At 58.7% G+C, this 22,732-nt stretch carries 23 protein-coding genes and 1 tRNA gene; 8 read left to right on the top strand and 16 right to left on the bottom strand.

Annotated features, from left to right (window positions below):
- The first annotated feature begins 42 nt into the window (after nucleotides 1-42).
- Nucleotides 43-116 (top strand) — tRNA-Pro (locus tag ACWCRB_RS08300).
- A 116-nt stretch (nucleotides 117-232) separates the two neighbouring features.
- Here ACWCRB_RS08300 and ACWCRB_RS08295 read toward each other — a convergent pair.
- From ACWCRB_RS08295 to ACWCRB_RS08270, 6 genes are all read right to left on the bottom strand, one after another.
- The gene (locus ACWCRB_RS08295) at nucleotides 233-1,435 is read right to left on the bottom strand and encodes a tyrosine-type recombinase/integrase (RefSeq protein WP_450995270.1); all 1,203 of its coding nucleotides are present in this window, start codon (nucleotides 1,433-1,435) and stop codon (nucleotides 233-235) included.
- A 75-nt stretch (nucleotides 1,436-1,510) separates the two neighbouring features.
- Entirely contained in the window at nucleotides 1,511-1,708 is a 198-nt protein-coding gene (locus ACWCRB_RS08290; protein WP_450995269.1) for a helix-turn-helix domain-containing protein, read from the bottom strand.
- A gap of 197 nt (nucleotides 1,709-1,905) precedes the next feature.
- Nucleotides 1,906-2,109 carry a hypothetical protein gene (locus ACWCRB_RS08285; protein WP_450995268.1) on the bottom strand — a complete coding sequence of 68 codons (204 nt, stop codon included), beginning with the start codon at nucleotides 2,107-2,109 and terminating at the stop codon, nucleotides 1,906-1,908.
- A gap of 1,494 nt (nucleotides 2,110-3,603) precedes the next feature.
- Nucleotides 3,604-4,431, bottom strand: coding sequence for an ExeA family protein (locus ACWCRB_RS08280; RefSeq protein WP_450995267.1), 828 nt, complete (start codon nucleotides 4,429-4,431; stop codon nucleotides 3,604-3,606).
- Between the two features lie 86 nt (nucleotides 4,432-4,517).
- A complete protein-coding gene (locus ACWCRB_RS08275; protein WP_450995266.1) occupies nucleotides 4,518-5,369 on the bottom strand; it encodes a helix-turn-helix domain-containing protein in 852 nt (283 codons plus the stop codon).
- A gap of 15 nt (nucleotides 5,370-5,384) precedes the next feature.
- On the bottom strand, nucleotides 5,385-6,137 hold the full coding sequence (locus tag ACWCRB_RS08270; RefSeq protein ID WP_450995265.1) for a DUF6879 family protein: 753 nt from the start codon (nucleotides 6,135-6,137) through the stop codon (nucleotides 5,385-5,387).
- A gap of 379 nt (nucleotides 6,138-6,516) precedes the next feature.
- On the opposite strand from ACWCRB_RS08270, the gene ACWCRB_RS08265 reads away from it, so the two are divergent.
- Together ACWCRB_RS08265 and ACWCRB_RS08260 are read left to right on the top strand one after the other, a co-directional pair.
- Nucleotides 6,517-6,735, top strand: a complete 219-nt coding sequence (locus ACWCRB_RS08265) for a hypothetical protein (protein ID WP_450995264.1) — start codon at nucleotides 6,517-6,519, stop codon at nucleotides 6,733-6,735.
- A 569-nt stretch (nucleotides 6,736-7,304) separates the two neighbouring features.
- Nucleotides 7,305-7,676 (top strand): hypothetical protein, encoded by a 372-nt coding sequence (locus ACWCRB_RS08260; RefSeq protein WP_450995263.1) that lies wholly within the window; start codon nucleotides 7,305-7,307, stop codon nucleotides 7,674-7,676.
- A gap of 507 nt (nucleotides 7,677-8,183) precedes the next feature.
- Here the strand turns inward: ACWCRB_RS08260 and ACWCRB_RS08255 are convergent.
- The 8 genes from ACWCRB_RS08255 to ACWCRB_RS08220 form a co-directional block, all read right to left on the bottom strand.
- Nucleotides 8,184-8,582, bottom strand: coding sequence for a DUF5615 family PIN-like protein (locus ACWCRB_RS08255; RefSeq protein WP_450995262.1), 399 nt, complete (start codon nucleotides 8,580-8,582; stop codon nucleotides 8,184-8,186).
- Entirely contained in the window at nucleotides 8,542-8,751 is a 210-nt protein-coding gene (locus ACWCRB_RS08250) for a DUF433 domain-containing protein (RefSeq protein WP_450995261.1), read from the bottom strand. Before ACWCRB_RS08250 ends, ACWCRB_RS08255 begins: the two co-directional genes overlap by 41 nt.
- Before the next feature lie 37 nt (nucleotides 8,752-8,788).
- The gene (locus ACWCRB_RS08245; protein WP_450995315.1) at nucleotides 8,789-10,285 is read right to left on the bottom strand and encodes a type IV secretory system conjugative DNA transfer family protein; all 1,497 of its coding nucleotides are present in this window, start codon (nucleotides 10,283-10,285) and stop codon (nucleotides 8,789-8,791) included.
- Nucleotides 10,286-10,287: 2 nt separating this feature from the next.
- Nucleotides 10,288-11,337, bottom strand: coding sequence for a replication-relaxation family protein (locus tag ACWCRB_RS08240; RefSeq protein WP_450995260.1), 1,050 nt, complete (start codon nucleotides 11,335-11,337; stop codon nucleotides 10,288-10,290).
- A 71-nt stretch (nucleotides 11,338-11,408) separates the two neighbouring features.
- Nucleotides 11,409-13,787 (bottom strand): translation initiation factor IF-2 N-terminal domain-containing protein, encoded by a 2,379-nt coding sequence (locus ACWCRB_RS08235; protein WP_450995259.1) that lies wholly within the window; start codon nucleotides 13,785-13,787, stop codon nucleotides 11,409-11,411.
- A 66-nt stretch (nucleotides 13,788-13,853) separates the two neighbouring features.
- On the bottom strand, nucleotides 13,854-14,450 hold the full coding sequence (locus ACWCRB_RS08230) for a hypothetical protein (protein ID WP_450995258.1): 597 nt from the start codon (nucleotides 14,448-14,450) through the stop codon (nucleotides 13,854-13,856).
- A gap of 146 nt (nucleotides 14,451-14,596) precedes the next feature.
- Nucleotides 14,597-15,631: a single-stranded DNA-binding protein gene (locus tag ACWCRB_RS08225; protein WP_450995257.1), complete on the bottom strand. Its 1,035-nt coding sequence runs from the start codon at nucleotides 15,629-15,631 to the stop codon at nucleotides 14,597-14,599.
- Nucleotides 15,632-16,404: 773 nt separating this feature from the next.
- A complete protein-coding gene (locus ACWCRB_RS08220; protein ID WP_450995256.1) occupies nucleotides 16,405-16,746 on the bottom strand; it encodes a hypothetical protein in 342 nt (113 codons plus the stop codon).
- A 27-nt stretch (nucleotides 16,747-16,773) separates the two neighbouring features.
- Here ACWCRB_RS08220 and ACWCRB_RS08215 point away from each other — a divergent pair, with 27 nt between their 5' ends.
- The 3 genes from ACWCRB_RS08215 (at nucleotide 16,774) to ACWCRB_RS08205 (ending at nucleotide 19,423) form a co-directional block, all read left to right on the top strand.
- The gene (locus ACWCRB_RS08215; protein WP_450995255.1) at nucleotides 16,774-17,751 is read left to right on the top strand and encodes a hypothetical protein; all 978 of its coding nucleotides are present in this window, start codon (nucleotides 16,774-16,776) and stop codon (nucleotides 17,749-17,751) included.
- A 90-nt stretch (nucleotides 17,752-17,841) separates the two neighbouring features.
- Nucleotides 17,842-18,567, top strand: a complete 726-nt coding sequence (locus tag ACWCRB_RS08210; RefSeq protein WP_450995254.1) for a hypothetical protein — start codon at nucleotides 17,842-17,844, stop codon at nucleotides 18,565-18,567.
- 85 nt (nucleotides 18,568-18,652) lie between these two features.
- A complete protein-coding gene (locus ACWCRB_RS08205) occupies nucleotides 18,653-19,423 on the top strand; it encodes a DUF5677 domain-containing protein (protein WP_450995253.1) in 771 nt (256 codons plus the stop codon).
- A 28-nt stretch (nucleotides 19,424-19,451) separates the two neighbouring features.
- Here ACWCRB_RS08205 and ACWCRB_RS08200 read toward each other — a convergent pair whose 3' ends face one another.
- The gene (locus ACWCRB_RS08200; RefSeq protein ID WP_450995252.1) at nucleotides 19,452-20,306 is read right to left on the bottom strand and encodes a caspase family protein; all 855 of its coding nucleotides are present in this window, start codon (nucleotides 20,304-20,306) and stop codon (nucleotides 19,452-19,454) included.
- A gap of 291 nt (nucleotides 20,307-20,597) precedes the next feature.
- On the opposite strand from ACWCRB_RS08200, the gene ACWCRB_RS08195 reads away from it, so the two are divergent.
- Both ACWCRB_RS08195 and ACWCRB_RS08190 read left to right on the top strand, forming a co-directional pair.
- On the top strand, nucleotides 20,598-21,368 hold the full coding sequence (locus ACWCRB_RS08195) for a DNA/RNA non-specific endonuclease (protein ID WP_450995251.1): 771 nt from the start codon (nucleotides 20,598-20,600) through the stop codon (nucleotides 21,366-21,368).
- A gap of 200 nt (nucleotides 21,369-21,568) precedes the next feature.
- On the top strand, nucleotides 21,569-21,799 hold the full coding sequence (locus tag ACWCRB_RS08190) for a hypothetical protein (RefSeq protein ID WP_450995250.1): 231 nt from the start codon (nucleotides 21,569-21,571) through the stop codon (nucleotides 21,797-21,799).
- A gap of 421 nt (nucleotides 21,800-22,220) precedes the next feature.
- Here the strand turns inward: ACWCRB_RS08190 and ACWCRB_RS08185 are convergent, their stop codons facing one another.
- Entirely contained in the window at nucleotides 22,221-22,514 is a 294-nt protein-coding gene (locus ACWCRB_RS08185) for a hypothetical protein (protein WP_450995249.1), read from the bottom strand.
- Between the last annotated feature and the right edge of the window lie 218 nt (nucleotides 22,515-22,732).

Here is a 22,732-nt window from a genome sequence, read left to right as displayed (position 1 = left end):
TCTGTTCGCGTGATCACGCGGGGCAACCGCGGGTGGACGCACCGGGACGTGGCGCAGCTTGGTAGCGCACTTGACTGGGGGTCAAGGGGTCGCAGGTTCAAATCCTGTCGTCCCGACAGTTCGATGGACTGTCGTAGCAGGTCAGGGCCTTGGATCACTTCGGTGAGACGAGGCCCTTGATCGTTTCTGAGGCTCTCGTCTCACAATTTCTCACAAACGGGGTTGATCTTCCTCAACCCAGCAGCTCAGCAAGCTTCTCCGAGCCTGCCTTGAGACTCTGCGGGTCGGGATGCACGTACACCCGCTTTGTGAACGATAGGTCGCTGTGTCCGGCCCAGGCAGAGACCACCGTGTCGGGAACACCGTTGTTGGCCATCCAGGACAGACAGGCGTGGCGCGCGTCGTACAGACGAACCCTGCGCACTCCTGCCGCCTCCATCAGCTTGTGCGCCTCTCGACGAAGCTTGTCCGTCTTGAACGGACGGCCCAGCTCATCGACAACCACGTAGCCCGAGTCCTCGTAGGCCTCGCCAGCCTGCTCCTTCTCTCGCTCCTGGAGAGCGCGCAGCACCACGAGCGCGCTGTAGACAGGCTTGGGCAACGGCAGCACCCGCTTGCCGTTCTGAGTTTTGGGCTGCTTCTCGACGACCTTGTTTCGCAGACCGCGCTCAAGGCTGCGGTCGTAGACGATGGTCCGGGTATTGCCAACGGCGATAGTCCCCTCGCCTGAGAGATCGACGTCCTCTTTCCAGCGGGCACCGCATACTTCGGCGGGACGCTCGGCGATGAGGGTAAGAAGCATCGGGCCAAAGAGCCTGTGCCCCTTGCTCGCCTCGATAAAGGCCTTCACCTCGGCCTCGTCCCACGGGCGACGCTCCGGCGCGTTCTGGGCGGCCTGAGCACGAGCCTCACGGGATATTCGAACGTGTTCAGCGACGTTACGAACCACCCAACCACGACGCACGGCTAGATTCAGCGCGGAACGAAAGCGGCCAAGTGTCAGCTGGACTGAACGGGCACCAAGTCCAGTGCCCGGCTTCCCGCCTCGCCGACGTCCGCTGGTAACCAGCCAATCGACGAACTCTTCAACGTCCTCCTCGATAAGCTGCTGCACTCGCTTGTGCCCGAGATGATTCCGAACCGGACGCACCGCGCTGTCGTAATTCGTGGCGGTGGCTTCCTCGACGTCCCGAGTCGACGCTTTCAGCCAGACGTCCAAAAGCTCGTTGACCGTCAGCCGCGCTGGCGCAACATACTCACCTGTTCGCGATTGGTGGCGTATTCGAGCGAGCTCGTGACGAGCTTCCGTTTTGGTATCGAAGGTTTTGGTGATCTGCCGACGCTTCCCGTCGGCTTTCCTCGGGCCGTCCGTCACGAAGCGATACCGCACCGTGCCGTCTTTCAATACCACCTTCTTGATGGGATCAGCAGCCATCGCGCACCTACTATGCGGCTTGATCCCCCCTGAGTTGATTCAGCAGACCTATTCCGAGGTCTGTTTGACCATCCCCTACTCTGCTTCGAGGTATCGGATCAGTGACGCTGTGATTACCCGATACCGGGTACCAAGCACCACGATCCGAAATGGCACCTGATCGCGCTTAATCATCTCGTAGAGGTGTGAACGTGAGATCCCGAGTGCATGAGCCGCTTGAGATACTTCAATGGTGGCTGCCCACGATCGGATCTCCGAAAGGGTGGGTCTCATAGAGGATCATCCTCCAGCGAAGCGCCATCGGATCGCGACGGCGGACGAAAGAGACAGAGGATGCTCGGCTGCGCAGTAGAGGCTCACCGGCGAGGTTATTCCAGTTTAGGTGAACACGCCCCGAAAAGCTATGGATTCGGACATATCGCACGAGGGGAATCTGACCGACTCGACGCGCCGCCACCGAAGCTTCTGGGTCACCTTCCCAGAAGCTGGCGTCGTATCAACTCCCACCAAGACTGCTGCCTTGGCATGACCGCAAACCGGCCCTCGACCTTGACCAGATCGCGGACGTGAAAGTCTCGCTCCACGCCAAGCTCGCGGGCTTCCATAAAGCGGTCTGTTGCCTGCTGCTGTGTGTCGGCCGGCACCCGATACACCCGAATGATCGTGTACTCCATTGATCTCACCTCCTTTCTGCGCCTTCATCGCGCGCAGTCCATCAGCCACATGGTGCACTGACGAGTCAGGACCGAAGCATCGCGGAGCCGCCGCAGCGGAGCCCATAGGGCTGTCTTGACGAGGCTGTGGAAGCCATGTGACACGCTGCGAAAGCGCGAGGAGGAGCAGAGGTACGAACTACTCCAAACCACATCACGCACCCGGCAGGCCTCAGCCATCAGTCGGGCACGCTTGGGAACCAAGCCAGGCTCCTTCATGGCGAAGCCATCCACGCAGTTGATCCGGAACGGATCCCGTTTCACCGCGTTAGCGGCTCATCGCGGCACGGCGGAAGGAAGGTCTGGAAGGAATACCGTCGAGCCGCCACTTCGGCCCCCTTTGGGGGTGGACTCGGAGCCACCACACACCCGAAGGGCTCAGGGTCGTAGACCTCTGTGTGGTGGTGGAGAGGACGGGGGGAGTCAGCCGCGCCACCGACCGCAGGGAGCTGGGAGAACCCCCGAGGCGCGGCTGACTCCCCCCGTCTGCTGACCACCCCGAACCCGCTGGCCAGCGGGCCGTTCCTTCCAGCTACAACTGTCCGAAGGACGCTTCCCTACCCTGCTCCTGGTGTACCGGCTGATGTACCGGCCTGAGACGGTACGACACCCGTCCTCTGAAACCGGGTACGAAACCTACTCGATCACACGTTCCGATCAAGATTTGTGTTCACAGAGCTAGCCTCGACGTCGTTTTTGGACACGACGACACTTCCCCCTAAGGTCCCCCTTGGTGGCTCCCCTATTCCCCGCTCCCTTCGTTCTCTCTCCCTTCGCTTGCCTATCGAGGCTTCGCCTCGCTTTTTTCAAAGACAAAGGCGAGAGCCGTTTCTCGATGAGGTAACTCGGATTGGCTGGTAGTGAGCCAGCGTCCTAGAAAGATCCAGTGCTTACCAGATCGATCGTGTTTGCTTCGGTCGATTAGTTACTTCGGTTACGGCAGGCTAGTCCGTCTTTAGTCGCAAACCCCGCTAAGCGGGGGAGACGGCGGCTGCCTGGTCTGCTATTTGATATAAGCAGGTCTCGGAAGGCTTGAATAGTCCCGTTGCTACGTTGGCACGCTCCATCGAGCGATGACGCGACGCATCGTTCGGGTCAACGGGCTCACGATCGTTCGGGCGTTCGCCCGTTCGGGGTTATTCGTTGGAAGACTTTTGAGCTAGATAGTCGTCGATTGCATCCCTGACCATCGCGGACATACTGCCAACATTTCCTTGTTTCTTCTCCAGGTAGGCAAGATCCCGCAATGAATCCATTTGATCTTCGTAGAGCTCAAAGGAGTTCCTGGTAATAATCCGTTTCCCTGGGTGAACGGGCGGTCGGTCGTTCGGGCGAACGGGTACCTGTCGTGCGGAAGTTTCGGGTAGTGGAGGATTGGAAGGAGTAACCGGCTTAACGGAAGACGGAGTCGGCTTGTCAACAAGTTCTGTGAGTAAGTCAAATCTTCCCATAAGGCTATACGCGTAAGTTCTGGCCTTTAGCTATCTCCTCAATCTGTTGTGCAGTCGCGAGTTGCTTCCCGGTTGCTGCTAGTTCGATGAGAAGCTCAAAGCACACCTTTATTGCATCGCGAGGCAAGCCCTTAGTGTAGGTGTAGAGAACACGATAGGCGTCTTCGGCGTCAGCGGGTGCAAAAAATGGACCCTTACGGCCGGCCACGGTCAAACGGAAGTCGACCATGTCTCGAAGGTCCTCAAGAGACATGGCACTCATCGAGATAGGGAACATGCGGGATGCTAGCTCGCGATAGCCGATTATCTTCATCCCAAGCTCTTCCTGGCCGACGAGAACGATCTGTAAGAGCTTGGTCGTGTTCGTCTCAAAGTTGAGAAGATAGTGAATGAGCTTGAGTTGTTCTCTCGTCATATACTGGGCTTCGTCAACGAGTAGCACAGGGATCTTCCCTTCCTGGTACTGCTGAACGAGGAAAGTCTCAAAGTTGCCAAGTGATGCTGCGTAGGATCGCTCGGTCTTCACGTCGAACGTCTCCATCACCAGACGAAGGAAGGCGTTGCTGCTCTTCAGGTTCGGGGAGATCAAGAGCTTGACGTTATACCGCTCGTCTTGGCTGAGTTTTTCGTGCAGTCGACGAACCAGTGAGGTCTTTCCTGACCCTATCGGCCCATACATATAAAGAGGGCCTATGCGATCCCGAGCCATGAACTCACACTTGGCGAGTGCGTCTCGAACCTGTGAAGACAGGTAGAGAAATCGTGGGTCAGGGCTCGTTATAAACGGGTGCTCACTGAAACCGAAGTGTTTGACGATTGCATTGATGTCCATATTGCGTAACTATCAATAAATATGGCAAAGTTGGCGCAATTTGTCAATATGGTAATAAAATTGGCGAAACTCGTATGGCCAAACGCTCAACGTGAGTTGAGGGCTCGACGTGCCTCGTTGATAACGTTTTGGGCGTCGGCTCCGTACACGGCGGATTCCTGGAGTGTCTTCCAAGTGCGTAGGTAGGTAGCAATGGCGTCCGCATCATCGATCCAGAGTTCGGCGTGCCATGTCTCAACAGTGACCAGCCGTTCGTCATGGATCCAAAAGCCGCCCGTGGGCGGGATCTTCAGCGAGGCTGTGAATGGGATGATGCCGAGCTGTACCGTATCTGCGCCGATGAGTCCCGTGAGTCTGTCCAGCTGAGCGGCGAGCACGGAGGGTGGACAGATCAGCGAGCGCAGTGCCGTCTCACCAATGAGGATCTTGAAGCGCTTGCCTCTGGCGTACAGCAGCTCTTGCCGCTGGAGTCGTGCTCGCACGGCGTCTTCCGTGTCGCGGGGGGAGCGTTGGAGTTCTGCATATCGCTGGAAGATCGATCGGGCGTAGTCGGGGATCTGGAAAATGCCTGGCACGGTGACGCTCTCGAAGCCGTGTACGACGCTGGACTGTGCGTATTCGGCTGCGATCGTCTGTTGCACGGGCTGATGTCCGGCGGCGAGCTGGCGCCGCCATGAGCGGATGTGCGACTCGAAGCCCTTGAGTCTGGACAGCAGCTCGTCGTACGCCTGGGGCTGGCCGGTGGCGTCGACCCACAAGCGTAGATCGTCAGGCGTGGGAGTGATCTTTCCGTTTTCGAGCCTGCTGACCTTGGACTTGTGCCAGCCGTGTTGCTCAGCGAGCTGAGTACCGGTGAGCCGGCCGCCAGGGGCCGAGAGCCGCAGTTCCCTCAGGCGTAGCCCGAGCGCTTCCCGCGCCTGTTGATAGTCCGTGCCCACCGGCACTCACCTACTTCACTCCTTCGCGGGCAGCAGAGCCGCGAAGCGCTCGTACGGGATGGCGTGATGCAGGGCAGCATCACGCAGCATGGAATGCCGGACGACTTCACCCGGCTCGGTGATGAGTTCAACATCGGTCAACTGGTCGTCGTCGGTGAAGTTCAGGACGGCAACCAAGCGGCTGTCGAAGATCCAGAAGTCCTGATCGCCGAGGTTCAGCCGCTCTGCGTCCTCGCGCCACACGTTGCACATGCTCTCGCCGAGTTCTGCGTTCCGCTCTGCGTTGATCATGAGGTAACGCTGTCCATCGGTCGGTGGGTTGTCGACGACACGTACTCGTCCGACGGACTTGCCTGCGCCGACCTGCGTCCGGATGGTGTTGCAGTACCAGGAGTCCATGTTCCAGGTGACGTTGCCGGTGGCAGCGAACTGGGCGTAGGTGTCCGTGGTTTCGTCAGAGGCGTAGCGACGCCGCGTCTCCAGACGCCATGCCGAGTGCTCGAAGATCTCGAACAGCCGATTGAAGGCGTCCAGATCGATGACCTTAGCGTCGCGAGTCATGTCCTTGGGTCCCCAGTCCACGAGAAGTTCACGCGGCACCACGATCGGCACCTCACCGGGGCCCAGGTGCTGAAGCCGGGCGATGTCCTCGGGGTCTGTGAGCGGCGGACCGTGCACGATAACTTCTCGTGTGTCGAGGTCTTCATGCACGGCAGGGCAGCCGGTGTCGCCGCTCCCTGTACCGTTGAAACGCAGTCGGCGCGCCATGACCAGTGCCTTTCGTCGAGGGACTGATCTCTCAAGCTTCCCCGAAGTCAACGCACCACGGGAGAAGTCCCGTTGGCCTACGTCGACAACATCCCGCAACTTACCTGGGTCGTCAAGCAACTTCGTGCAACTTGCGTAGCGGTCCTCGACGTCCCTTTTCTAGCGTCCTGTTCATGGCCAAGGAGATGACGCGGGACGTTGACCCGCACACCGCAATGGAGTCCCTACGTGAAGCGCTGTACGAGACGGGCGGCATCGTTCTCCCGTCTCTCTCGGTTGACCATGCGTCTCCGGACTTGAGGCTCGTTGAACTCGGACGAGTGCGCGCCGACGTAGCCGTGAGGCTGGCAGATGCCCTACGGCGAGGGGGCCGTGAGTGATGGCAACAGAACATCCAGTCGACGCCTTGGTCGTCGATACGTCGCGGGGCGACAAGATCGGTTACGTGATGGGACACGAGGGTCCCTACGTTCAACTCCGCCCACCTGGCGGCGGGTTGGAGTGGGACGCTGACCCCACAGGGGTCCGGCCGGCTACGGACACGGAAGCACTACGAGCCCGAGTGACCGAGCTCAACCGAGCGGAACGTCTCGCGTGAGTACAGCCCCTGGCGACCTTTCAGATCGATCTCCTGAATGCGCAGTCGCGGCTCGGCCTGACTACGTGGGCTTCCACGAGAGGTGTCGTCAGACGGAAGACATCCCGCTGCCCAGGGCCAGCGGGATCTTGCTCATACGGCGCTGCACGTGTCCGTGCCATCCCTACAGCCGACAGCCGTAGACCGGCAGGCTCCTCGTCCTGAGGCTTTGGCCGGTGTCCTGCATCGTGTTGGGAAGCAGGCAGACCGCACGCTTGTGGAAATCGGGCAGCACCACAGCTGCTCGCAAGTGCCCGATCAGGTCTGCCTGCTTTCGGGCCCCAACACGAGGCAGGTGGGTAAAGCCTCAGGCCACCGCCGGAACTCCACTGTCACGCTCGGTACTTACTCCGAGAAGTTGCTTATTGAACAAGAGGACTCCGGGGCATTCTTGCATGAATCGTAAGTAAAAGATAGATCTGTACATATCAGACATTCGCTTGGTCTCCTGGAAGCGCGGAAGGGGCGCGGTCGAGGTGGGATGCCTCGCTGCACCGCACCGTCGGAAACGCTCTGACTATGGAGGGTCAATGACCGACAACGACACTGCATCGGGCTTTATGGGTGCAGCAGCTAGGGCGTTGCTACCAGGCGCAATAGGTACCAGCATCTTCGGCGTGGTGGGGTACTTTCTAGCATCGGGTCCTCTCACTGAAAATGCCGTAGCTCGGTGTTCGATGGAGCGGCCATCGCGGCCATCGCTGTTCACGCAAAAATTGGGCGGCTTCGACACCTTCACCGCTGTAATGCATGAGCGACCTGACTGCGCGGCACTACTGAAAATCCCCGGCCTTGGGGCAATCCACGACGTCAAGGCTGCTGGCGGGATAGTAGGTGTTGGCATTGCGCTAGGCGTTTTGGTCATCGCTGCAGGCTATAAGATCTTTAAAAGCAGGAGCTAAGGAACGCAAGGGTTGCTGCGTCCTAGTAAAAGGACGGAAGCTAAGCTACTCGGTGGAGTCTTAACTATGGGGCTCCACAAGTAGTAAAAAGTTCTCCGTAGCTTCCAAACCCCGTCGCCAGACATTTCTTCTGCGACATGGCACCCCTTTGAGTCTCCAAGCTACAGGACTGTTCCTTCCTCCCTATGACGTAAGGCTGTCGCAGCTTCCCTGCGCGTCAAGGACTTCGCACGCCTGGCCTCGGCCGTTCCTTGACCCGAGAGGGAAGACCGCAAGAGACCGTCAATTAAGGGAGGGAAGGAAAGTAGTATTGAGTTCAAACGCTGGATGGTGGCTTAAGATCAGATCGAGCCATCGACTCTAGAACGCGAGGGAGAAGTCGCGTCTTCGTGTTGAGGAGGACGTCGCCTGCGGCTAAATGGTAGGCGAGCTCGGTGAGCTCGTCGTCGGTGAAGGTCAATGATGTGCTCTTCTTTCTCACCGGCGCCGGGTGTGATCTGTGCATGCTCATGATTTGGCCTCCGTTCCGCCCAAGGCGATGAGGCGTCCTTGGAAAAACCTTGGCCCATGACGCATGAGCAATGAGGTGAGCTTGCCGTCGGTCCTCGCCGCGTTGTGACCATCAGGGACAGATATCGCGCCAGCGTCCTCATGAGTGCCAGCTAGGGTCAAGAAGTCGTCGCGGTTTATGGTGACAATAATTCGTTGCTGCTTGCAGGCGAGTTCATAGACGTCTGCATCGTCGGCCCCTGCCATGTTGTAGTCATGAGCGATATGCTTCACGTCGAAGTGTTCATTAAGACGGGGGTACCACCGGCGTGGTGGCATACCTTCATCGAATAAAAGTTTGTGCTTGTGGAATGACTTAGGCATGGATAGGGCGGTCAATGTGCTGGAGCGCTTCATCGATGGCTCCGCGCAGATGCGTCGCGGGAACCCATGGGTACCATGCGTGCATGTCTTCCAAGCTGAGACCGTCAAGGCGCAATTTGAGAATATGGGCGACGCGGATCCGAGTTCCTTTGATGACGGGATGGCCGCTGGCCACTCCTGATTTTGATTCGATGTACTTCATATAGCCCTCTGTTTATAACAAATCGGACATCTGAAAGTCAACGTCCGATTTTCCGGCCTGAATGGGAAAAAAGAGTTCTGGAGGAAGCGACGGACTTGGGTCTCCGCGCTCCTGGCCGTCGACTGATGCGAGAACGAGTCGCCACGGCCGCGATTGCTGCGGCCTCGATGGGAGGCGGTGACTCGAAGTAGTGATCGAGGTAGTAGCGCTCGATGGCGTCCAGGCCGTGGAGGACAGCGGGGAGCTCGGGGAGTCTTGGTGTACGCACGCGCTGGAGGCGATCGTCGGGGAGGCGGATGAAGGCTTCGCCGACATCGAGCTGCTGGATCTCCTGCGTCTTGTGCTCCCACTGCTCGGGGAGTGGATAGTAGGTGGGATGCGTACGTTTCTCGGCTGACTCGTCTGAGACCACGTGCTTGACGGCCTCGGTGTCGACCGTCCCGAAGAGACGGGCCGAGTACTCGGCGTCGGGGCGGCCTGCCTTGAAGATGGCCTCGATGCCGACGTTCTGAAGTGCTCCCTTAAGCCGGTCTGAAGCCTGACTCCAGTTCTGATGAGCCATCACGCAGTAGAGCTTGTACTTACGGGTCTCGGAGAGCATGCGCGTGAGACTCTCTTCGCTCTGCGCCATGAACTGTGAGAACTCGTCGATCATCAGAACGTGAGGTGTTCGGAGTCGTCGGCCGGTTGCCCGGAGGTTGGCGCGGCTGAGAGCTGCGGTCTCCATGCCGACGGTGAGGAGACACCCAAAGAGCCGGCGCGTGTCCGGGGATGCCACCGACAGGTTGACGATCAGAGACGTACCCGAGTCGATGAGCCGACGGAAGTCCAGGACGTTGTCTTGGTGGCCGAGGGCGTAGCGAAGGATGGGGGAGAGGGTCAGGAGATCAGCCCGGTTGAGGGTGGACTCCTTCATCGCGGGCGCGTCTCGTCCCCACTGATCCATACGCAGTCGAAAGAAGCGGATCACCTGAGGGTCACGGACGCGAGTCCGCAGTAGTTCGTTGCGAAAGGCCGTATCGGTGAGCAGATCCGAGAGCCTCGTGAGGGGGAGGTCTGCCTCCCGGAGCGCCACAACGGAGTGCTTGAGGATGTTCTCGAAGGTTGGGGCGCCGTGGGCCAGCTCCGGCCACGCTCGCCTTGCTGCCTCGGTGACGTGTTCGGCCATCGCGTGATCGTCGTAGGGCTGGGCGAGGAAGTTGAAGGGAAGGTAACGACCTTCTGCGGCTGCTGCCGGAAGATCCATGTAGATGAGCCGCTGTCGCTGCTCTGGGGTCGCGAGCTGTCCTTGGGCGGCGAGCTGAGCGAGCACCAGCTGTGCGAGATCGCCGTGTGGATCGATGAGGGTGACGGGCTGACCGGCCAGATACAGGGAGAGGAAGAGGGAGGCGAGGAAGTAGCTCTTGCCCGAGCCGGTCTTGCCCAGCACGTGCATGTGGGTGCGCGCAGCCTCAAGCGGTAAGTACAGGGTTCGCGGAAGGAACCAGTTCCAATACGTGCCGAGTGGGATGCGTGGTTGGTGGGCAGGAAACATCCTCATTCGACTTGGCGCTCCACCTCCTCCTCGTCGTGGTCGTCCATGAGAGCCCATGAGAAGTCGGTAGCTTCTGGGCTCGGTCTGGTCTGCTCCTCAGCCCCCGCGTCCTGAGGCGGAGAAGTAAGTTCGCGGTCGCTGGAAGATTCGTCGAGCAGACTCACCGCGTCCTCCGATCCTGCTGGGTACCAACGGAGCGAGAAGAAGTACTCGAACGGGTCCGTGTCGACCGGAGAGGCCTCGTTGAAGAGGAAGATATCAGCGAGTTCCGGGTGACCAATGGCGTCAAGCTCTTGGCACGTCCAGTCCGAGAGCTGTGCTCGACGAGCGCTTGTTGGTACAACGACAGCAACCGTGAGGTTGTCGGTCTCGAAGGCCTCGCGGTACGGCCCTGTGGCCCAGGCCGTGAGGGAGGCGACCTTGCGGCGCCAGTGCTTCTGGTGCTCGGTACTGCGATCAAGCTCCAGGGCGATCGAGACGGTGTCTTGTCCCACAGCAGTGAGCTGGAACCACGCGTCAGGGATTACGGCCATGCGCGGAGCATCCAGGTGGCCCGCAGGTTGAACACGGAGAGGACTCCGCTTGAGCTGGCGCTCCGTGAGAAGTCTGGGCATCGAGACGCTGAACTCGCGACATAGGCACTCGGCGGTTACCAGAACGTCGACCGCAGCGAGGGTGTGCTCCATGAAGGGGTTGTCCTGCGCCTTCCGGTGTTCTTCCGAGGGGCGGTAGTACGTGCTGGCGAGTCCTACGCCACGACCGGCGAGGTACTGGCGGCCCCTGTCGGCCAGAGTGAAAACGTGGGGTGCCGAACCAACTCGGGGAGCAGGCAGCTCCCGAAGCCTGAGGAGATAGCCGGCCTCGGCGAGTCGTCGCAGACGACGCTGCGCATAGCGGTTCTCGTCATGGAGGCCGGGATACACCAGGCGGCTCACCTGGGCTGCCGTCATGTACTGGAGCCGGTTCACCGCCGAGAGAATCTGGTGATCGGCCTCGCCGACCCGAAGAACGGCGGGCAATCCGTGGTGGTGTGGCTCGGAAGGTTTCTTCATTGAAACACTTTGCCAGACATGCGTGAGAACTCCTGATTGAGGCCGTAAGAGTGCTGTAAGAACGGCTATCTTCATTCTTCGCGGTGCATTCTTGGAGGATGGGCCAATTTTTGGAAGGCTTGTCTAAGTCTGTATGCTACAGGTGCATCAATGGTTGAAGCCGCTGAATGGACGTACTCGCCGATTTCCCGGATTTTGTCCATAACAACCTGGTTCTTCACGCCCAGCTCCTTAGCAAGTTCATAGACGCGGATACTGGTCGAGCTATTACTCAAATAGGTCTGTTGACGCTGTACAGCATCATCACGTTGTGGCGACCTCCGGCCTATCGTCGATTTAGGTGGTGGCGACACAGGAGGCGGCGGACCTTTGGGTTTAGTTGTGCGTTTGGCTGCCTGGCCATCGTCCGGCGGCGGTCGCATCTGTCGTTTGCGAATCTGCTCCTCGACTTCTGAGCGGGGCGTCCCGAACTGCTCGTGGCATCGACGCCGCATGTGATATGTAGCAGTCTCCATCTCAGCTATATACTGCTTAGCCTTTCTCGTGAACTCCAGAACGGTATCGCCAACTGTAACCTGTGAGGCGAGCATCTTAAAATCGTCCTCAAAAAGAGGAGATCTAGGCACGCTATTGCCCCCTGGTAGGAGCAGCTTGGGTGTCACAATACGAATCGGACCCTCAGCAGGTATAGATAGCTGAACGCGGACTACTCGAACGTCCTCTGCCGTGCGAATCCTCACGTAGGCATAGTGATTAGGAAGGTTTCTTATGTCGTTCGCCAACTCGGCCTGCGCATCTGCGTAGGTTTGTTGCGGGCGGGCTTGGTGTCCAGGAAGTGACAAGTACAGTGGATCTCTGGCAAGCAACTTGCAAAGAGAATAAAGATCTCCTATAAAGCCCATGCTGTCCCAGGGTGTCGGATTCACGGCGAGGCGCAAATCGCGCCTTTCAATAGGTTTTATTTGCGGAACGGTCAGTAGGATGTCAATATGTGCGAGCCGTTCCCGCGTGGCTCCGGTAATTTCCTCGTCGGATCCGGTGGCCCAATCGGCGCCAACATAAAACTTGAGGCCTACGATGACGCTAGCGAATCGTGAAACGAAATCGATGGACTTAGGCCCGGGAACCAACTCTTGCTTCATGGCATCAACAAGAAGGCTATTCAAAAGCCTCATGCCATCTCTCAGTTCCTCGTTTCTCAGCTGGTAGCCAGGATAGGGATCATGGCCACGAGTGTGATTCCATGTCACCCCAATGTTCGAACCTGAGTCAATCAGTTCTTGGAGTGGAATGAGTAGCCTCCGTGTTATGGCTTGGACTACAGCAGATTGATGACGGCCATCGAGAAGCTGGCGCACAGGCGTAAGTGAAATAGCGCAAGGCGGATTCTCAGCTGGCCTAGGGCTAACTGGCATGGATCGGGACAACTCATCCGCATCCGAGCCGCTAGCAGGGTGGAAGCAAGCGAGAGTGCCGGCCTGGAGCTCTGCTGTCTTCTGCTTCTCGTCCCCGACATCAGCCAAAGTCTGGTGCGCAACAGTCAATCCGACTTGGTACTTGCGGATGTCCGTGAAAAGGCGGGCTGTTGTGGGAGTCGCGTACCTCCCATACTCATCAAGATAAAGGTGGAATCGGTTCCTGCTGGAAGACCCGGTGCGTCGAAAGATCAGCCGTGCGAGCTGACATACAAATAGGTTGCCCAGAAACTTGCTTTCCAGTTCTGAGCCCTGAGCGCCGACCGGAAGTCGAATGAGGAGAGCCTGTCCCGGAGTATCCATTACCCACTGAAGGGGGACAGTCGTCTTAGACTGGCCAACGATATTGCGTATCCTCTCTGAGGCCAAGAATGGATTCAACCTGTTGAAGAGGGGGGCGTTGCGATTACTCCGATCCCGGGGGCTTAGCGAGTTATATTCTTCCCAAGCCACGAGGTGGGCTCGATTGGTAAGACGACTCGTCAGGCAGCCTCGAAAGGACTTGTTGTGCAATAGCTCCAGTGCTTCGGCGAGCGTGTATCCCCCGGTCGCCAAGAGCGTGTGAATAATGAGGTCAAGGTCGTTTTCGAGCTGCGGGCGAAACTCAGACTCTCCTTCAAACATTCGCTTGAAGACGAGAAGGACCTCTGAAGCAACAACATCTATCCCTTCTTGCGGCTCCCGTTCCAGAAGATTCAAGCCAAAAGGCCTATCTTCGGAGACTTCAAGGAGGTGCATCCGGCTCTTGGCATCAATAGGGGTCTTGCGCAGAAGGTTCTCTGTAAGATCTCCGTGGGCATCGATGAGGGCGCAGGAGGTCTGATTCTCAATGTCAGCCAAAATTAGCCGCTCAAGCAGCGTTGTCTTTCCTGTGCCGGTCGCCCCGATGATCGTTACGTGTTCGCACCGAACGGCATCCGGAAGATAGACGGGCTTGCCAGCCTCGTCTGTGCCGATCAGGAAGTCCGCAGACACTCGTGAAACCTTCCGTACGTCGACGGTGGCAACACTTCAAGCGTAGACACGAAACGCTGACGGCGCTCAGTGGGATGTTGGAGGAGTCTCGGCACTGCGGCCCCATGCCGCGAAGGCCGGCGCGGCGGAGACGAATCTCTCGGACCGGTCGTACGCGATACCTGCCTGCTGGGCTACTGCCGAGACGAGCTCGGCTTGGCGCTCTGTGAGCCTGATGCCGGGAGCGGAGGACACCCCGGGCTCCTTGTCGGTTCCTCGCTCGCGTAGGTCCGGCCAGACCGTACCGATCGCCTCCCACTGCTCAAGATCAGGGCTAAGACGAGAGTAGGCAAGGAGAGCGTAAGCGCATCGCGCAGCCTGCACGTCTTGGTAAGCAGCTGGCGTCTCGCCAGTCTGTAGCCCGTGGTTGCGAAGACCCACACCAACGTCATAGAGGTCGTGATACAGGTAGCCCTCGGTTGTGCGCACCTTGGGCAATTTGGCAGCGCGCTCTTCAGGCGTTCCCTGCTCCTGTGCCATGCGTGCGATCTCGCCGGTCACGTAGGCGACGAGGTTCTGATCCGCGAGTTCCCTTGTCTGCACAGACTCAATAGGTAATCGCTGAACAGTCTCGGGCTGCTGTTCTTCACTCGGTGGTTTGTATTGCTCTCCCCCTTCTGGCATACATCTTTCTATATCTCATATCGGGAAGTGGGAAGTCAAGATGCAAAAAGGGACGGCATCTGCCGTCCCCATAGGTGCGCGGGAGAAGTGCACGTCTCATTGTTATGATGGAACGAGAAAATCCGGAGAATCCGGGGTCCGTGCCCTCAACGTCGTTTTATAGCAACTGAGTTGATCTCCCGCGCCTTCTTGGTTTCGCCGCTCCGCGACTTGTACTCCCGCTCGTGGACGTAACCCACGACCTCTACCTCACGACCCTTCACAAGTTCGTCTGCTTCGGCTCGCTTCTCAAGAGCTGCCGCCCGGTCACCGAAGGCGAGGACGTCATGCCACTGGGTCTCGCCGTTCTCCAGGTGGACAGCCAAGGGGAACTTGCCAACGAGCTTGCCGGAAGCGGTCGTTCGGAACGTGGGCGTACGGCCAAGTCTCCCAACCAGTTTGACGCGCTCTCCGCCTGCTTCCTTCGCGGATGGCTCGGCGTCTGCGGTCTCGGGTGTCTTCTCCTCGTGGGCCTGGTCGTCCTTCTCTCTGATCCGTGCGGCGCGGGCCAACGGATGGTCTGACGGAAGGCCATTGGACTTGCTGGCTGAGGTTGGCGAGTCATTCGCTTCAGGCTCTGGCGACGCGGGCGCAGAGACAGGCTGGATCATCGGTCGTTCGTCAGGGAAGGCACCGGGCATGCGCTGCGGGCCGCTGGCCTTCTCTGGAGGCTTGGGGCCCGTGACAACGACCGGTGCTGGTTCCGGTTCAGAATCCTTGGGCGCAGCAGGCGTCTGAACCGCCTCGTGGTTGGTGATGATCTGCGCGGTGTCCTCAACATCCTCAGGAAGGCCGGAGACGGAGGCGGGGCCAGTGTCGACCTGGTACCCCAGTGTCAACGCGCCATCGGGATGCAGTGCAACCGTTGAGTGCTCGTGCTCCTCGTCCTTCTGTAAGAAGACGATGCCCTCGTCCTCGACGTGGGGGAGTGAGCCACCAAAGAACTCGATCCTCGCGCTCTTGGTCGTGATGCGGGAGACGCCGGCCTCGGGGAAGGCGTCGAGACTCAGGAATGCCTTGTCCGAATGGACTTGGAAGTGTTGCCCCTGCCCGTAGGCGGGATCAGTGACCTCCTGGGCCTTCGTTTTTAACGCCTTGGCGACTGCTTGTTCATCGAATGTGGGTCTTGCTCGTTCTGTCATATGAGGACGGATTATACGAGGTCAGACAGGGAAAAGATGTAAGGCATATTACAAAAGTGCATGCGATATGTGCGTTAGCTAGTGTGAGTTGTCATGTTACGGCGCTCGCGTCTATCCGCCTTCTTCTGTCTCCGTGAGCGAAGGCGCATCAAATTCTTTAGTCCCTTTTTGTACTCGGATTCCATCATTGGGTTATCGGAGTCGAGTCGTTTCTCGAATTCGGTAAAGAACTTGTCGGTTGCCTCCTGGTAGCGAGTTTCTCGTGTAGCTTCTTTATCTCTGAGGCGCTCTTCTGATTTTGGGGTGGAGCTTTCGCTACCGCCTCCCTCCTTGTTTTCCATAGATATATTACCTATATATGATGGGCGAAGGAAAGTCAAGGAGTGAAAATTCGTAATCAGGCTCTCTGTTCTGGTAATCGATCGGAAGAGTGAATTCTGTGAGGCAAATGGATCAAGTGCTCATGTGTCAGATCAGGTGTCAGCCCCCTTGTGGGTAGGGGTACGGAAGTCGCCGCCCGCCCGTATGTGGAATGCGAAGAGACCTCGATGAATGAATCAAGCACACGCTTTGATCGTTGTGGTGTAGCCCTGGTTGCAAATATGCCGACTTGGAGACTACGTGCCATCGAACGAGTTGAACTCTCAAGTGCTCTATGGTCAGAGCGTCATCGAGAAATCCACGTAAAGTCACTGGGGGACGTGGTGAGCGCTGATACGGAGCAAGCGAAGGAACTGAGGAGTGAGCTGTCGCGTCTAAGTGGGCTAGATAGGTCAGAGAAGGGAACCCTCAAACTTCTGCTTCCCATCACCGAACTGCCTAAGGTGCCTCTTCTTGATCTCCGAATCGAGGTTGCCGGGCGGCATGTCTATCGAATTTCTAAGGATGAAAGTGCGAGGATCGCCGCCAAGCATGTTGTTCGTCTCGCTAGACGGGCTAACCTCATGCCAGCTAGCGAAGAACCATCGAACTTGGTCGACTTCTTGACGTTCCTCTTCTATCATCCATCCGCCCCTTATGAGGAAGTTCTGAGGAGGCATAGTCGTTTCGGGTATCCATCCTATTTGGCGCAGCGTCAATATCTCATCACGGAGGCTCGCGAGCTTCACGTTCAAGTCGCCAGTTCCTATAATGTGTGGCGAGTGGATTCAGAAGAGATCGGGCGGGTAGCTGAGTCCTATGTAATTTCTGACTATGCGAGCGGTGCGCAAAATCCCATTATCGCAGTACCTTACTTTTTTCAAGAGCTTCGCGAGCGAAGGGCTAGACGGCTACTGCAAAAGGGATGCGCATTGAGTCCGTGTCCAGATGTGCAAAACGTCACGGATCTTTTGGGGTATATCCGCGATGCTGTGGCAAAAGCTCACAATGAGGGTAACCCTAATATTCGCGCTTATGAATTCCTCTCCGCATATTTTGCGTACGGATACCGTTGGATGGCCTTTGCGAAGTGTGTCGTCCCCTGTGATGAGCCATTTATTATCACGGTCGAGGAAAAGCGGGCAATCTACTTCGAGCCGGAAAGGAGGCTTTCGCGAACGGCTTCATTGGCGAACAAGAACGGAAAAACTGTGTGGCAAATGGTCGCGTTCGCGGATGCGGAAACCAATCACCTCAGTATTCGAGTCTCCGACACGGCTGTCCGGCTAAAATCGCGGCATGGTAGGCCAGAAGTGTTGGATGAAAGAAAGAGGAGGCTCGATGGAAAGGTTGATGAAGAGGAAAGTACCTTCGAACTGTATTTGCGTCAGGATTCGACAAGGGGGCGTCCGGAGCGCATTTATGTAAAATGCCGCCTCCGGCTCTCGCGGCTCATGTCCTCGTTCCTCTACCTTGCCATGGTTGTAACGGCAGGTGGTATTTCTTTGTTGTATTGGCGCGGCGTATATGATTGGCGGGATGGAAAGGGTGACTACGTCCACGGCCTTACGGCAAAAGATGCCGCTGTCATCCTCATTCCGGTGGCCTTCGTGGCGGCGTTTCTTCTCATCAAAGAGTCATCTACGTTGGTCCTGCGCATTAGAAGACTCCGCCAGTCCGTCCTTGTGGCAGAACTCTTCATCCTGCTAGCTACAGCATTCTCCCTATATTTCTGGCGGCTGATCTGGGCAACGCCGTAGCTGCGCTGTAGCGCCAGAGTCATTCACTCGAATGGATCATCTGCGTTGACAAGCGTAGCCACCGGTCGTTCTCTGGAGAGTATGAACGCTATGACTGACTCGAAAACTGAGGATACTCCACCGCCGGCCGCACCCGCATCGTCAAGGGAAAAGGTAGTAGACGAAAATCTGGCCGGGATCGCAAAAACCCTAGCCGGTGTGTTCGCTGCGGTTGCAGGTGTCGGAACTACCTTTGGGATCTCGCAGGAAAATCTACTCGCCGCAATCAACAACAACCCAGGGCGTTTCCAATGGGTGATCGGGCTCGGCCTTGGTGCTGTGGCTTTGAGCATGGCGTCGCTGTTTCTCGGAAGTAGCACTCTCCAAAACTGGATTCAAGTGTTGGTTCTTTCGATTGGAACTGGAGCATATCTCGCGGCACTATATGTCGCTCTCACGGGTGTCGCAGATTATGCGACGAGCCATGGCCGACCTAATATCACGAACCTATCTGTCGTTCCTGGCTCTCCGGTGAAAATCAACTTCACAGTAGATGCCGATGGTGTACCCAACAGCCAAGCAGTGGTCGTGGAGGCTCAAGGTTTCAAAGGCGAAGTTGCTCTAGATGACAAGCCAGTCTATAAGGCCGTGCTTCGTCCTGACGGTAATGGTGACATCGAGCAGAAGCTTGAAGTCGTGTGGGAGGCCGGCGAGGCCACACGCCTCACAATCCAAGTTGCTCAAGGGGGCAACAGCGAACCCACTGCCACCTGTAAGCCAGCGTCAGACAAGCTCACGTGCGCGTCGATCTTGCTGCCCAGTGCTGGGAAGCCGTAGGGCTGGGATCGGCGGGCGCTACAGCTCCGGACGGATACAGAAAACGCGTGGCGGGGCTGACGCGAGCCCCGCCATGATGCAGCTCATGACCGAACCAGACCCCGGTGAAGCCCTGATCTGTCTTGAGAACTTGATCTCGGGCGACCTGTACAAGCACATCGACCCCACCAACCGTGCCGCAGTCATCGGCTGGGGGCTCTTCTTCAACGTGGCTCACCAGGTGCGCGCGATCCTCACGTTGCACCAGGCTGGCGCGTGCGGCGCTGCGTCCCCCAACCGACGGAGTGCTCTGGAGTACGCCATCACGCTGCGGTGGTGCGTGGACCAAGGCGACCGGATAGGCGACATCTACAGCCGCAAGCTCGGGAACGACCAGATCCAGCTTGCCAAGGCCCTCAAGGCGGACGGAACGAAGGACCGCTACAAGGACGCCTACGAGGTCATGGTCCAGACCGTGAAGACGGTGAAGGAGACCATCGCGGCGGACCCCAACGAGCGGCTGGCCAAGATCGAGCACCTGATGCAGGGCTATGGCCTCACCAAGGAACGGACGTTCTACCAAGTAGATTCGTGGTTCGCGCACCCGACGCTCACGGGCGCCCAGATGTTCTTCAAGGACGATGGCGAGAACTTCCACGTCAACCAGATGCCGATCCACGAAGAGCTCGTGGCCTGCCAGCTGTTCTGCCTGTGGATCTTCCACATCGCGATGCTGGCCTTCAATGAGGTGCTTACCGGCAAGCCGTGGACCACCGAGCTTGAGCAGGTCGCCAGAGAGTACGGGTTCGCCAGCTCGCTCCCACAGTGGCGAGAGCCCGGAGGGCCCAGCGCGCAATATATCAGGGGCACTCGGTGACCCGAGCGCCCCTGTGTGCCTCTGCCTCTCAGATGCCGAACGGCGTTCCCTGAACGAACCGCTTGTTGGTCGGACCGACGATGTAGAGGTTTGGGCTCTGGGTGGCCGGCATCTTCTTGAGAATCTCTCGGTGGAACGCCTTGTAGCCACCCGTGAACTTGCCGCCGTTCCAGACGTCAAGCAGGGTCGCAGTGAAGAGGCCGTTGCGCAGGCCGTCAGCCGCCAGCTGGTTGTCCTGGCAGGCGGAGATGAGCAGGGCGGTCGCGCCAAGCTCGCGATGGTCCTTGGCGTTCAACTTGCGCTGGATGTCGTCGAAGAACTCCTTGTCCCGCTCGTAGAGCTCGGCCTGCTTCTCCAGGGGCATGAGCCTGGACGTGGTCTCGACCTGAGTGGGGTCTTTCGTCTGGAACTGTTCCTGCATCGCCTTGGGCGTGAGGATCTCGCGGACCTTGATGCCGCTACCGCTGTGACAGCTATCCATGAACACCAGGATTCGAACACCCGCGGCGAAACCCTCGAATTCCCTGAACAGCTCGTCGTCGATGTATTCCCGGTCGAAGAGACACATGGTCTCGTCGAGCCGGTCAGACTCGTCCTCGGGGCCGTTGAGGTCGGGTACCTGCCCGCCGTGACCTGAGTAGGTGAAGAGGAGGATGTCACCGCTTACCAGCTTCTTGGCGGCCTTCCGGAGTTCGGCGGTGACCTTCTTGACCGTCGCGTCTGCCGTGAGCAGCGTCGTGCCCGTGAACCCTGCTTCCTGGGCCAACTGAGCCATGTCTCGTGCGTCGTTCTCGCAGGCGATGAGCTTGCCGTCCCAACCGCCATACTTCTTGGGATCGACCTTGTTCAGCCCGACGTGAATGGACATACCAGTGGCAGCCATGGAGACGTCTCCTTCGGTGGCGGACGGGATGAACCGTCCAATCGGGGTGCGGGTGTCGAATGAACTAGTTCCGTGACCTACTCCCACCTGAACCCGCTTATAGACCCAACCGCCCGATCGGACGCGCCGATGTCGTAGGCCATCTGAATGACTCAGGGCCTTGCAATGGTGTGTTGATCAAAAGCGCGCGGTACTGAAGGAGATATGGCAACTCTCCCCGAAACGCGTGCTTCGTTGGCAAACCGGGCTGGCTACGATGCGGGTTTTCTTGGGCCCACCGTCCCTCTGCCTGTGCCTACCGATCCGGCCATCGAGACGGTAGTCCTCCCGTACACCCACTTCAGTGTGGTGTTCCGTCCGGACAGACGTCTGGCCACGGCAACGGCGGTCACCATCGACGGCGTAAAGCTGATCGACGCAGACCGTGACGACGATTGGCGGTTTGATCCACGCCTTCCCGACAGCCAGCAAGCGGGCAACGCCGTCTACAAGAACAACCCGCTGGACAGGGGTCACCTAGTCCGCCGGCTTGATCCGGTATGGGGTGTGGGAGATGAGGCGGAGACGGCAAACGAGGATACGTTCCACTACACCAACGCCGCTCCGCAGATGGACATCTTCAACCAGGGCAAGAAGCTGTGGCTGGGGTTGGAGAACTTCCTGCTCGATCATGCCGAGCAGTTCGACCGCAAGCTCTCGGTGTTCACCGGACCAGTGCTTGAGGACTCTGACCCGCCCTACCGGGGCATCAAGGTGCCGCTGCGGTTCTGGAAGGTCGCCGCGTTCATGCAAGACGGCGAGCTGGCGGCTACCGCGTATGTCCTGGACCAGAGCCCTGACCTGACCCGCGATGCCGCTGCCCGAGCGTTGGCCGACGCGGCAAGGGCTGGCGATCCTCCGCCACTGGGCGCCTTCCGTACCTTCCAAGTGCCGGTCGCTGACGTTGCAGAGATCACGGGTCTGGACTTGGGGCCGCTCTCAGAGGCTGACCGGCTGCCTCGTGCAGTTCGTGCTGAGAAGCGCTGGACTCAGCTCAACACACTCCAGGACGTCGTCGTGTAGAGGCATCCCGTTGCTCACACATGACGAGCGGGTGCGCTTCGTGCATCGCTTCTCGTTGGAGCCGCGTGGCTGGGCGGGCTGCCGCTCGGAGCGAGAGTCGGACTCAGTGCACATGCAACGACAGTCCTGAAGTGGCGAATCGGGTGAATGGGGCGGATTCTGGCATAGACCCCTCAGCTCATCTACGACAGGAGCCTTGCATGACTACGCAGGAGATCCCTACTGACCGAGCCCTCTCCGCCGAAGAGGGGGTCGAGCTCAAGAAGCGCATCGCCGAGAGTAAGGCGACCGGACAGTGGCACTGGATGGGGAACTACGGAAGCCCCTACGACGTGATGGCCGTCGCGAACGCCGCACCGAAGTGTGAGGCTGGCGAACTCATCACTGGCTTCCATGAAAACGGTCTGATCCCGACGTTCATGTACCGCTAGCGGCGCGTACCCCGTGAGAACGCTCCCTCCAGCCGAGTGAAGCGCCGTCGTGGAGGGAGCGTGCTAGTGCTCTGACCGCATAGATCCACTAGCTGTGTGCAACGCGCCGTATGGATCAAGGAGCCGATGGGGCGTCTGCTGCTCGTCTACGAGGCTCTGGTGGCGCGTCAGCCCCACATGTAGGGGAGAGGGCGTCTCACATATTTCTCACAAACCGTGTCACACCATCCGGCATGAGGAGCCTCTGACCTGGACGTTTGCCGGACTCCCCGGACTATGTGGACGCCCCTGACCTGGGCGTCAGCTACTGGGGGTCAAGGGGTCGCAGGTTCAAATCCTGTCGTCCCGACTCGAACGAGTCGCAGGTCAGGGGCGGTTTCGGAGGAATCCGAAACCGCCCCTTGATCATTTGTCTTCCCGGTCAGTGCTGGGGGTGCGGGTCGGTCATCGTGTCCGGGCCCGTGACCCGGGTCCGGCGGGTGCGCGGGCTCCGGTGGCGCTTGTGGGCCGACCCGCGCTTCGCCATGGCCAGACCCAGGCAGAAGATCAGTGCCAGAGCGAGGCCGGAGCAGAAGACGGCCAGGGTGTTCATGGTGGCGATGTCGTTGCCAAGCACCGACACGGTGTACTCGGGTCCGCCGGACAGGTTGTCAGCGATCACCAGAGCGGTGAAGGCGCCGGTGGCCGCGAGGAGGAGCAGTCCGATGAGCAGCATCCGAGTCATCTCCTCAGGTAGCCCGAAAGGACCTGAAGAAGGACCTGAAGGTCGTCAAGGTCGTCATGTCCCGGTACGGGTACCCCTGATCCGGCGAGCCACACGACAGCACCCCTGGCGGGAGTCGCCGCGCGAACCGTTGACGCGCAAGCGGTTCGATTCTACGGTCCCGTTCGAAGTCGTGACCGACGTTCATGATGGCGAACACGTCCGGACGG

It is taken from the genome of Streptomyces sp. NPDC002156 (assembly GCF_053593675.1).
This window is presented reverse-complemented; position numbering and strand designations above follow the sequence as displayed.